Source organism: Massilia sp. CF038 (genome assembly GCF_900129765.1).
GTDB lineage: Bacteria > Pseudomonadota > Gammaproteobacteria > Burkholderiales > Burkholderiaceae_D > Telluria_A.
Map to the genome: position 1 here is coordinate 440,323 of NZ_FQWU01000003.1, position 10,460 is coordinate 450,782.

Sequence of the window (10,460 nt, forward strand, 5' to 3'; positions counted from 1 at the left end):
TTCTTCGTGTGTGGCTTACCAGGGAATGGGCGTGCCGTCGTAGTTCAAAAAGGTGCCGTTGGCCTCGGGGCCGGCTTTGGCAAGGGTGGCGCGCAGGCCGCGCACGCTGACGTCAACTTCAATTTCCGCGCCCGAGCCGCCCATGTCGGTCTTGACCCAGCCAGGGTGGAAGGCGATGCAGGTCACGCCCTTGGGACCGTAGCTGATGGCGCTGTCCATCAGCACCGAGTTCAGGGCGGCCTTGCTGGCGCGGTACAGGGTGGCGTTGGCGCCGCCGCGCTGACCGATCGATCCCATGACCGAGGATAGCACCGCGATTTTTCCGCGCACGGTTTCGGCCATGGGCGCGATCAGGGGCAGCAGGCGCATGGCGGCCAGCACGTTGGTGTGCATGACCGTGTCGAATTCCTGCTGGGTGGGAAAGCCGTCGTGACGCGGGCCGAACTGGCCGGCGTTGAGGAAGGTGGCGTCGATCATTTCGCCATCCAGATTCCACCCCAGGGCGGCGATGGAATCGGCGCTGGTGACGTCGAGCTGGTAGCTGTGCGCGCGCATGCCGGCCAGGCGTTTGCAATCGGCCTCGGACCGCGCGGTGGCGATCACGCGCCAGCCGTCAGCCAGGTACTGGCGGACCAGTTCCAGGCCAATGCCGCGCGAGGCGCCGATGATCAGAGCTGTGGGCATGCTTGTTTCCTTTCGCCGTCGCCCTCGCGAAGGCGGGGGCCTATAGCACGTTACCGAATTCGGTCAAATGGAATGGGCCCCCGCCTGCGCGAGGGCGATGTGGGTGTTTCTCTGACGCGTCTTACGCCATCTCGATTGCCATGGCCGTCGCTTCGCCACCGCCAATGCACAGCGATGCCACGCCGCGCTTGCCGCCGGTTTTCTTCAGGGCGCCCAGCAGGGTCACGATAATGCGCGCGCCCGAGGCGCCAATCGGGTGGCCCAGTGCGCAGGCGCCGCCGTGAATATTGACCTTGCTGTGCGGGATATCCAGGTCGTGCATGGCCGCCATGGGCACCACGGCAAACGCTTCATTGATCTCGAACAGGTCGACATCGGAAGCCTTCCAGCCGGTCTTGGCAAACAGCTTTTTCATGGCGTCGACCGGCGCGGTGGTGAACAGATTCGGTTCCTGTGCAAACGTGGCGTGACCGACGATCTTTGCAATCACGGTCAGACCCAGTTCGCGCGCCTTCGATTCGCGCATCATGACCAGTGCGGCCGCGCCGTCGTTGATCGACGAGGACGAGGCAGCGGTGATGGTGCCATCTTTTTTGAAGGCTGAACGCAGGGTCGGGATCTTGTCGACCTTGGCCTTGAGCGGGCCTTCATCGGTATCGATGACGGTGTCGCCGGCACGGCCGCTGACGGTCACTGGCGCGATTTCCCATTTGAAGGCGCCTGCCTTGGCCGCTTCCTGCGCGCGCTTGACCGACGCGATGGCAAACGCATCTTGTGCTTCGCGCGTGAAGGAGTACTTGGCGGCGCATTCTTCGCCAAAGGTGCCCATGGAGCGGCCTTCGCCGGTTTTCTCGTTGCGCGAGTAAGCGTCTTCCAGACCGTCATACATCATGTGGTCGAACATCATGCCGTGGCCGATGCGGTAGCCAACGCGTGCTTTCGGCACCAGGTAAGGTGCATTGGTCATCGATTCCATGCCGCCAGCGACGATCACGTCGGCGCTGCCGGCCATCAGGCTGTCATGCGCGAAGATGGTGGCCTGCATCGCAGCGCCGCACATTTTCGACAGCGTGACCGCGCCCGTGGACAAAGGCAGGCCGCCCTTGATCGCGGCCTGGCGCGCCGGGGCCTGGCCCTGGCCGGCCATCAGGCAGTTGCCCATGTAGACGTGTTCGACCAGCTTGGGGTCGACACCGGCGCGTTCGACTGCTGCGGCAATCGCCACAGCGCCCAGGTCATTGGCCGATTTGGAGGAAAAATCGCCCTGGAAGCCGCCCATTGGGGTGCGGGCGGCGCCGACGATAACGACTGGATCATTCATTGTTCAGGTTCTCCAAATAGATGGGCGGCTGGGCCGCCGGGGTGGTTGTGTTGGTTTGGTTGCAAAAACGGATGTGTTGCGGATAGGGGAACACATCTTCGATATGGCCGTCCAGAATGCGCTGCTTGCGCCCTTGCCAGAAGTCGCGCGTCAGCAGGTCGGCATGGTGCTGCATGAAATACTTGCGGATCTTTGCGTTGCCCAGCAAAAAGCGGCCGAACTGTTCCGGGAAAACATCGTGCTTGCCGATCGAATACCAGGGCTCGGCCGACATTTCTTCTTCCTCGTTGCGCGCTTCCGGAATGTCGCGGAAATTGCAGTCGGTGATGTATTCAATTTCGTCATAGTCGTAGAACACCACGCGCCCGTGGCGGGTCACGCCGAAGTTTTTGTACAGCATGTCGCCCGGGAAGATATTTGCTGCCACCAATTCCTTGATCGCATTGCCGTATTCGACGATACCGTGTTCGATCAAGGCATCCTTGCCGGCCTGCTCTGCATTCGTGAGGAACATGTTCAGCGGCACCATACGCCGTTCGATGTACAGGTGACGGATGATGATGCGGTCGCCTTCGAATTCCACCAGCGATGGTGCGAAATGCATCAGCTCGGCTACCAGTTCCTCGGTGAAGCGGTCGAGCGGGAAGGCCACGTTGGAATACTCGAGCGTATCGGCCATGCGGCCCACGCGGTCGTGGTTCTTGACGAGCAGGTATTTTTCCTTGATCTGGGCGCGCGTGGTTTCCTTCGGCGGCGGGAAGAAGTCCTTGATCACCTTGAACACGTACGGGAAGGATGGCAGCGCAAACACCAGCATCACCAGGCCGCGGATCCCGGGCGCAATTTCAAAGCGGTCGGAACTGTGCTTGAGATGCTGCAGGTAATCGCGGTAGAACAGGGTCTTGCCCTGTTTCTGCAGGCCCAGAATAGTGTAGATCTCGCTGCGCGGCTTGCGCGGCAAGAGCGTGCGCAGAAACTGCACATAGGCCGACGGTACCTCCATGTCGACCAAGAAGTAGGCACGCGTGAACGAGAACAGGATGGTGATCTGCTCGTGGTCGAACAGCACCGTGTCGAGGATCAGCTGGCCATGGCGGTTGTGCAGAATCGGCACAATGAAGGGATATTCCCGATTGCCATTGATGCCCTTGCCAACGATGTAAGCGCCCTTGTTCCGGAAGAACAGGCTCGACAGCACCTGGATCTGGTGATTCGGCTCCAGCGGCTGGTTGCCGAATATGTCTTTGAGGCGCGCTTCGACGGTGCTGATGTCCCGGTCCAGATTGGCGAACGGGCAGTCGAGCTGGAAATTGGTGACGATGCGCTTGAGGGCAAAGTGCAAACCGTCCTTGGCCGGATAGTAGACACGGTAGGTGGGCGCCAGTTCCTCGGTTTCAATGTACTCGGTGGATACCACCGGGCGCACGAAGATGAAGTCGTTATGGAAATACGTGCGGTGCAGGATGTTGCAGCACACCGAATTGAAGAAAGTTTCTGCCAGTTCCGGTTGCTTATGGCCGGACAGCATGCCGATGTAATGGAGCTTGAGTTCGCGCCAGACTTCGTCGCTCAGCTCGCCGTTGTCGTATTCGTCTTCGAGAATCTGCACGCATTCCTGCACGCGCTTGTCGTAAAAGCCGATGCGTTCGCGCGCGGCTTGCTGGGCAATGGTCCAGGCGCCGGTTTCAAAGTGGCGCTTGGCGGTCTGGCTGGTCTGGCGGAACAGGCGATAGTGCTTGTCGAAGCCGTCCAGAATCGTGCGCGCGATATCGAACGCGATCTGGGAAGACAGCAGCTTGGGGAAAGCAACTTGTGTCATGCGGCTTCTCTACGTCGCCCTCGCGAAGGCGGGGGCCTATTCCACGCTACCGAAGTTGTTCAGCGTGGTATAGGCCCCCGCCTGCGCGAGGGCGATGTGGTGGTTTATTTGGTCTCGGCGAACAATTCCCGCCCAATCAGCATGCGTCGAATTTCACTCGTGCCCGCGCCGATTTCGTAGAGCTTCGCGTCACGCCACAAACGTCCTACCGGATATTCATTGATGTAACCATTGCCACCCAGGGTCTGGATTGCTTCGCCCGCCATCCAGGTGGCTTTTTCCGCGCTGTACAAAATGGCGCCAGCGGCATCCTTGCGCAAGTTGCGAATCGCTTCCGGCGTCTTGGCGCGGTCGCAGGCCTGACCCACAGCGTACACGTAAGCCTTGCACGCCATCATGGTCGAATACATGTCAGCGATCTTGCCCTGCATGAGCTGGAATTCGCCGATCGGCTGGCCGAACTGCTTGCGGTCGTGAATGTAAGGCACCACCGAATCCATGCACGCCTGCATGATGCCGAGCGGGCCGCCCGACAGCACGGTGCGTTCGAAATCCAGGCCCGACATCAGCACATTGACGCCCTTGCCCAGACCGCCCAGCACGTTTTCGGCCGGCACTTCGCAATCTTCAAACACCAGTTCGCCCGTGTGCGAACCGCGCATGCCCAGTTTGTCGAGCTTTTGCGCGATCGAAAAGCCCTTGAAGCCTTTTTCGATCAGGAAGGCAGTCATGCCGCGCGGACCCGCTTCCAGGTCGTTTTTGGCGTAGACCACAAGCACGTCCGCGTCGGGACCATTGGTGATCCACATTTTGGTGCCGTTCAGCACCCAGCGGTCACCCTTGAAGTCGGCGCGCAGCTTCATGCTGACCACGTCGGAACCTGCGTTCGGCTCGGACATGGCCAGTGCGCCAATGTGCTCGCCCGAAATCAATTTCGGCAGGTATTTACGTTTTTGTTCTTCGGTACCGTTGCGCTTGATCTGGTTGACGCACAGATTCGAGTGGGCGCCGTAGGACAGTCCCACCGAGGCCGAGGCGCGCGAAATTTCTTCCATGGCAACGATGTGAGCCAGGTAGCCCATCTGCGCGCCGCCGTATTCTTCGTCGACCGTGATGCCGAGCACGCCCAGGTCGCCCATCTTGCGCCACAGATCCATCGGGAACTGGTCGCTGCGGTCGATTTCGGCGGCGCGCGGGGCGATTTCCGCTGCGGCGAACTGTTGCACTGCTTCGCGCAGCGCGGCGATGTCTTCGCCATGGTCAAAGGTCAGGCCTGGAAGATGCAGCATTGTCGTCCTCGATGGGGGTGAGAATTAGAAGCGTCAATCATACTGGTGTTTGACGTTTACGTAAACGTAAGGTGCTATCAGCTGGCATTTGCCCGGGCGCTGGACTCGGCCAGCATGCGCTGGCATTCCTCTTCGTGGGCGCGGATCTCTTCCAATGCCATTTCGATATCTTCGCGCTGTTGCTCCAGCGTGGCGCGCTGGGTCGCCAGAACACCGAGAAAACGGTTCATCTGCGCCACGGTGTCCTTGGGCGACTCGTACATGTCGACGATACTCTTGATTTCGGACAAAGTCAGCCCGAGACGTTTGCCGCGCAAGGTCAGCTTGAGGTGGGTGCGGTCGCGCGCCGTGTAGACCCGGTTGCGCCCGCCCACGCCTTCGCGCTTGGGGTGGAGCAAACCTTGGTCTTCGTAAAAACGGATGGCACGCGCCGTGATGTCGAATTCGCGGGCCAGTTCGGCGATGGTATAAGTACGCATGGGCGGCAACAAGTGGCGGTTGGGGGAACGCGGCCGGAATCGCTTAGAATTGCCCGATAAGCTTCCGTTTACGTCAACGTCAAGCACATTGTAGCGTGCGCCGCCCGCCTGAACACGAAAGATCGTATGAACCCTCTCGAATCCCAGCTTGACTATCCTCTTGGCGAGACCCTGCCGGCACCCGGCACGGTGCACCCCCTCGCACCCGGACTTGGCTGGCTGCGCATGCCGCTGCCGTTCGCGCTCGACCACATCAATCTGTGGCTGCTGGAAGACCAGGTCGATGGCCGCACGGGTTGGAGCGCGGTCGATTGCGGCGTGGCCACCGACACCACGCGCTCTGCCTGGGAGCAGATCTTTGCTGGCGCAATGGCCGGCCAGCCGCTGGTGCGCGTGATCGCCACCCATTGCCATCCGGACCATGTGGGCTTGTCAGACTGGCTGTGCAGCCGGTTCCAGGCACCGTTCTGGGCCACCACCGGGGAATACGGCTTCGCCCGCATGATGGCGGCCGCCTTGCCGGGCGTGGATGGCACTGCCGCCATTCCCCATTTTGAGCGGCACGGCCTGGTGGACCCGGCCCTGCGCGAAAAGATGGGCGAGCGCCGCAGCTACTATCCAACCCTGGTGCCAGCCGTGCCGCAAGCCTACGCGCGCATGCAGGATGGCGAACTGGTGCAGATTGGCGCCCGGCGCTGGCGGGTGATCACCGGCTTTGGCCACTCGCCCGAGCATGCTTCCTTGTATTGCGCGGATCTGAACGTACTTATTTCCGGTGACATGGTGTTGCCGCGGATTTCGACCAATGTGTCGGTGTTTGCGGTGGAGCCGGAAGGAAACCCGCTGCAGCTGTACCTCGATTCGCTGGCGAAGTTCAGCGATTTGCCGGCCGATACCCTGGTGTTGCCGTCCCACGGCAAGCCTTTCCGGGGCTTGCATACCCGCGTCGCCCAGCTGCGCGCCCATCACACCGCGCGCCTGGCCGAGGTGATGCAAGCGGCCGCCCAGCCGGTCTCGGCGGTGGACATCGTGCCCATCATGTTCCGGCGTCCGCTCGATACCCACCAGCTCAGTTTTGCCCTGGGCGAAGCCCTGGCGCACTTGCACAAGCTCTGGTACGACGGAATCTTGCGCCGCGTTACCGGCGAGGATGGCATCATCCGTTTTCATCTGATCTAGGCCAAACCGCACAATCGTGCGGGCCGCTGGCGCGCACGCCCGGACCTAGACTGGGGGCTGGAACTTCACCGCATCGCGCATCCAACGTGCACGAACAGCGCTTGAACATGCTGCCCAATTGTTACATGACAACACCAACTTGTCACAATTGGTCTCATGCGTCAATCGACTGACATTCATGGCGTTGCGTGAAATAGTGCCACCCATGAATTCATCTAACGAACGGGAAAGCTTCAGTGAACGCTTGCAGCAGGCATTGAAGAACGCCCATTACTCACCTGACAGTCCCACCCGCCTGGCCCGGGAATTTAACATTCGCTTCGATGGAAGGCCGATTACGGTGCACGCAGCCCGCAAATGGCTCGTTGGCGAGGCTATTCCGACCCAGGAGAAGCTGCGCATGATCGCCCAATGGCTGGGCGTGCCTGCCGAATGGCTGCGTTTTGGCGGCGCCGATAATGTCGCGCAAAGTGCCGAGAATGGCAGCGCGGTATCGCGTTTCGAGTCGGCCGACGTGAAATTAATCGCCGATTTGCAGCGTCTGGACGATCATCATCGACAAATTGCACGCGAATTCATTCGTATGCTGGTGCGAATTAACAACCAAAAGTAACAGGATTTCCTCTTCTTCAGGCGAGGCGCCGGTCTTGCCACGCGCGCTCTGCCCGGCTTGACGCCGCTCATTGACAATCCACCCGCACGTTAATTTAAATCAATACCCTTCCGCGAATGTGGTGCACAATACCCCATTCGCATAGTGGTTCCGCACAGCAAGTTTGCATATTGTGCAGCGCAAAAGCCCGGAGTGGCTTATAGTCGAAGAGTACCAGCAGCATTGGCAAATTGTTACGTAACGAGGCCGAGGATTTCACCGTCTTATGAAAAGTAACTACAGCAACACCGCGCAGCTCAAAGATCTGATGACCGTTCCACCGATGACCGCCGCCCAGCATGCCGAAGTCATGCGCAAGCGGATCGCCCACCGCAGGATGGTCGAAGAAGCGAAAGAAATGAAGAAAGCCGATACCTGGCAGTTTGAAAAACGTTAGAGCGGGGTGCGGTGATCGAATTGCGCCGGCGTGCGCGCCGGCAGTGCCCCTGTCACCCTATGCATCCGGGGCTTGTTTCATCCCGCCCCAGCGCGGCGCGAGTGCGTGCTCGATGCCAAACAGATCGATCACCCGGGCCACCGTGTGATCCACCATTTCCTCGATGCTGGCCGGGCGCTGATAAAAGCCCGGCAGCGGCGGAAAAATCACCCCACCCATTTCCGTGACCAGGGTCATATTGCGCAGGTGTGCCAGATTGAAGGGCGTTTCGCGCACCATCATCACCAGTCGCCGGCGCTCCTTGAGCACCACATCGGCCGCGCGCGCGATCAGGTTGTCGGACAGGCCATGAGCCACCGACGCCAGCGTTTTCATGGAACAGGGGGCGATGACCATGCCATCGGACTGGAAAGAACCGCTGGCGATCGAAGCGCCAATATCGCGGTTCTTGTGCACCACGTGCGCCATGGCCTCGACATCGCGCCGGGCCAGGTCGACTTCCTGGTGCAGGGTGAGGGCCGCGGCATCGGAGACCACCAGATGGGTCTCGATGCCGGGCGTGGCCGACAAATGCTGCAGCAGACGCACGCCATACACGGCGCCAGTGGCGCCGGTGATGGCGACGATAATCCGCCGCGGGCGCGAATCAGGCATCGAGCAGGGCTTTGAGTTCGCCCGATTCGAACATCTCGTTCATGATGTCGGAGCCGCCGATGAATTCACCCTTGACGTACAGCTGGGGAATGGTCGGCCAGTTCGAGAAGTCCTTGATGCCCTGACGGACTTCCGGGTCTTCCAGCACGTTGACGGTGGCGATATTGTCAACGCCGCAGGCTTTCAGGATTTGGATCGCACGGCCGGAAAAGCCGCATTGCGGGAACTGGGCCGTGCCCTTCATGAACAGCACCACAGGGGTGCTGGATACGGTTTCCTTGATCCAGGTTTGTACATCGCTCATGGCTTGCCTCGGGGGTAAATGGATTAATGGCGCCATTTTATAAGAAATCGGGGGGATGGGCGCAAAGCCGCCTGTACATCGCCCTCGCGGAGTGAAGTGACCCCACAAAGTTGGACGGCTCGTTTTCTATGTTGCGTGAAGCTGGGTCCGGTATTCTACCGGGCTCATTCCGCCTAGTCTTGTTTTGATACGATCAACATTGTAGTACTTGATGTACCGCACCAAGCCAGCACGAAGTTGCTCGATGCTAGCAAATTTCTTCAGGCGGAAGTACTCGGTCTTTAGAACTGCAAAGAAGCTTTCCATTGGAGAGTTGTCGTAGCAGTTCCCCTTGCGCGACATGCTCTGGACCACACCGTGCTGCTCAAGCAGTTGCCTATAAAGCGGCATTCGGTAGTGCCATCCCTGATCTGAATATAGCGTCAAGCGGTCATCGGGACGCAAAGTTTTCAGCGCTTTTCTGAGCATGTTCGTGACCAGATCAAACGTTGGCTTCGGCGCCATTTGATATGCAATGATCTCGCCGTTGCAAAGGTCCATCACCGGCGACAGGTAAAGCTTCTCGCCCCCAACATTGAATTCCGTGACATCAGTCACCCATTTCTGGTTCATTGTGCTGGCATCAAATTGCCGAGCTAGGACGTTGGTAGCTGTCAGCGATACTTCGCCTTTGTACGACTTGTACTTTTTAGGACGTACCACCGATTTCAAGTTCATTTTTACCATCAGGTTCTGAATGGTCTTGTGGTTTATAGGCTTGCCCAATTTGCGCACGGCCTCGGTTACACGGCGATAGCCGTAGCGTCCGCTGTGCCGAGCAAAGACCTTGCGTATACACTGCTTTAAAGCAGCATGCTTGTCGGGACGCGTGGCTACCTGCTGCTGATAGTAGAAGGTACTCCGCGGCAGCTGGACCGACTTAAGTAAATCGTTGAGTGGAAATTGATGCCTCAGCTCAAGCATTACTTGCGCTTTTTCTTTGTTGCCGCGCGCTTCGCTTGATCCAAGGCTTCGAACTTTTTTAGAATTGCCAACTCCATCTCAAGCCGTTTAACCTTTTTAACCAATTCCTCGCGGGTAAGCGATGCATTGTCGGCGGCTGTTTCAGTTTGCTTTGGATTTAAATCGGACATATTTTTAGGTCTGTGCGGAGGACGTGGCGTAAGTGCATCGAAACCGCCGCTGAGATAGCAACTGATCCATTTGCGCACCGCTCCCTGGTCCCGGATATCGAAGGCGGCCGACACGGCACCGTAGGAGAGACTATTTTCCCACATGTGTTGAAGTACTGACAGTTTGAACGCCGCGTCGTACTGTCCTGACTTTGCAGTCAATCCATCGACACCATGAATCTTGAAGAATCGGACCCAGCGCTGCAGAAGTGAGCGGGGGACAAGAAGCGAACGCGATAGCGTTGTAAAGCCTGCCTCGCCGGATAGATACTGCTTCACAGCAGCTAGTTTGAATTGATCAGAATACGTTTTCACTGTAACCCCTGAAAGTTAGGATTGATATCCAACTTTCAGGGGTCACTTCAGGAGGCGGGGGCCTATGCCATGTATCCGAATTCGGAGAAGTGGTATGGGCCCCCGCCTTCGCAGATACTGTGTCAGCTAGAGTTTTGCAAGCGCTAGCTGCGGATCGAATCTGGTTCCGGACTTGATGACGCCGACCATCCAGTG

Annotated in this window: 11 protein-coding genes; 3 read left to right on the top strand and 8 right to left on the bottom strand. The window is 58.9% G+C overall.

Translation table 11 applies throughout. The features are described from left to right. Positions 1 to 15 precede the first annotated feature (15 nt). The 5 genes from BUC24_RS21280 to BUC24_RS21300 form a co-directional block, all read right to left on the bottom strand. Complete coding sequence (locus tag BUC24_RS21280; RefSeq protein ID WP_073221527.1) at positions 16 to 684, bottom strand: SDR family oxidoreductase; 669 nt, start codon at positions 682 to 684, stop codon at positions 16 to 18. A gap of 121 nt (positions 685 to 805) precedes the next feature. Beyond that, on the bottom strand, positions 806 to 2,005 hold the full coding sequence (locus BUC24_RS21285) for an acetyl-CoA C-acyltransferase (protein ID WP_073221530.1): 1,200 nt from the start codon (positions 2,003 to 2,005) through the stop codon (positions 806 to 808). Next, positions 1,998 to 3,824: a bifunctional isocitrate dehydrogenase kinase/phosphatase gene (gene aceK, locus BUC24_RS21290; protein WP_073221534.1), complete on the bottom strand. Its 1,827-nt coding sequence runs from the start codon at positions 3,822 to 3,824 to the stop codon at positions 1,998 to 2,000. The genes BUC24_RS21285 and aceK overlap by 8 nt, the downstream gene beginning before the upstream one ends. 104 nt (positions 3,825 to 3,928) lie before the next feature. Beyond that, complete coding sequence (locus tag BUC24_RS21295) at positions 3,929 to 5,113, bottom strand: isovaleryl-CoA dehydrogenase (RefSeq protein WP_073221537.1); 1,185 nt, start codon at positions 5,111 to 5,113, stop codon at positions 3,929 to 3,931. 77 nt (positions 5,114 to 5,190) lie between these two features. Further along, positions 5,191 to 5,592, bottom strand: a complete 402-nt coding sequence (locus BUC24_RS21300) for a MerR family transcriptional regulator (protein WP_073221540.1) — start codon at positions 5,590 to 5,592, stop codon at positions 5,191 to 5,193. Between the two features lie 126 nt (positions 5,593 to 5,718). Between BUC24_RS21300 and BUC24_RS21305 the strand changes: the two genes are divergently transcribed. The 3 genes from BUC24_RS21305 to BUC24_RS27015 all read left to right on the top strand — a co-directional run bounded on the left by BUC24_RS21305 (position 5,719) and on the right by BUC24_RS27015 (position 7,820). Next, positions 5,719 to 6,771: an MBL fold metallo-hydrolase gene (locus tag BUC24_RS21305; RefSeq protein WP_073221543.1), complete on the top strand. Its 1,053-nt coding sequence runs from the start codon at positions 5,719 to 5,721 to the stop codon at positions 6,769 to 6,771. A 178-nt stretch (positions 6,772 to 6,949) separates the two neighbouring features. Further along, positions 6,950 to 7,384, top strand: coding sequence for a hypothetical protein (locus tag BUC24_RS21310; RefSeq protein WP_307188473.1), 435 nt, complete (start codon positions 6,950 to 6,952; stop codon positions 7,382 to 7,384). A gap of 265 nt (positions 7,385 to 7,649) precedes the next feature. Further along, on the top strand, positions 7,650 to 7,820 hold the full coding sequence (locus BUC24_RS27015; RefSeq protein ID WP_178372591.1) for a hypothetical protein: 171 nt from the start codon (positions 7,650 to 7,652) through the stop codon (positions 7,818 to 7,820). Positions 7,821 to 7,877: 57 nt separating this feature from the next. On the opposite strand, the gene BUC24_RS21315 is transcribed toward BUC24_RS27015, so the two are convergent. The 3 genes from BUC24_RS21315 to BUC24_RS26385 all read right to left on the bottom strand — a co-directional run bounded on the left by BUC24_RS21315 (position 7,878) and on the right by BUC24_RS26385 (position 10,265). After that, positions 7,878 to 8,474: a UbiX family flavin prenyltransferase gene (locus BUC24_RS21315; RefSeq protein ID WP_073221549.1), complete on the bottom strand. Its 597-nt coding sequence runs from the start codon at positions 8,472 to 8,474 to the stop codon at positions 7,878 to 7,880. Further along, positions 8,467 to 8,778 (bottom strand): Grx4 family monothiol glutaredoxin, encoded by a 312-nt coding sequence (grxD, locus tag BUC24_RS21320; protein ID WP_073221552.1) that lies wholly within the window; start codon positions 8,776 to 8,778, stop codon positions 8,467 to 8,469. Before grxD ends, BUC24_RS21315 begins: the two co-directional genes overlap by 8 nt. A 126-nt stretch (positions 8,779 to 8,904) precedes the next feature. After that, positions 8,905 to 10,265 (bottom strand): IS3 family transposase gene (locus BUC24_RS26385; RefSeq protein WP_143167608.1). Its coding sequence is split into 2 segments (ribosomal slippage): positions 8,905 to 9,794 and positions 9,794 to 10,265, totalling 1,362 coding nucleotides; the frame shifts between segments, so codons are not numbered across the junction. Positions 10,266 to 10,460: the final 195 nt, after the last annotated feature.

What these genes read in the sequence shown, in the direction of transcription:
- BUC24_RS21280 (WP_073221527.1), bottom strand. Translation starts at nt 684, where the DNA reads ATGCCCACAGCTCTGATCATCGGCGCCTCGCGCGGCATTGGCCTGGAA.
- BUC24_RS21285 (WP_073221530.1), bottom strand. Translation starts at nt 2,005, where the DNA reads ATGAATGATCCAGTCGTTATCGTCGGCGCCGCCCGCACCCCAATGGGC.
- aceK (WP_073221534.1), bottom strand. Translation starts at nt 3,824, where the DNA reads ATGACACAAGTTGCTTTCCCCAAGCTGCTGTCTTCCCAGATCGCGTTC.
- BUC24_RS21295 (WP_073221537.1), bottom strand. Translation starts at nt 5,113, where the DNA reads ATGCTGCATCTTCCAGGCCTGACCTTTGACCATGGCGAAGACATCGCC.
- BUC24_RS21300 (WP_073221540.1), bottom strand. Translation starts at nt 5,592, where the DNA reads ATGCGTACTTATACCATCGCCGAACTGGCCCGCGAATTCGACATCACG.
- BUC24_RS21305 (WP_073221543.1), top strand. Translation starts at nt 5,719, where the DNA reads ATGAACCCTCTCGAATCCCAGCTTGACTATCCTCTTGGCGAGACCCTG.
- BUC24_RS21310 (WP_307188473.1), top strand. Translation starts at nt 6,950, where the DNA reads ATGGCGTTGCGTGAAATAGTGCCACCCATGAATTCATCTAACGAACGG.
- BUC24_RS27015 (WP_178372591.1), top strand. Translation starts at nt 7,650, where the DNA reads ATGAAAAGTAACTACAGCAACACCGCGCAGCTCAAAGATCTGATGACC.
- BUC24_RS21315 (WP_073221549.1), bottom strand. Translation starts at nt 8,474, where the DNA reads ATGCCTGATTCGCGCCCGCGGCGGATTATCGTCGCCATCACCGGCGCC.
- grxD (WP_073221552.1), bottom strand. Translation starts at nt 8,778, where the DNA reads ATGAGCGATGTACAAACCTGGATCAAGGAAACCGTATCCAGCACCCCT.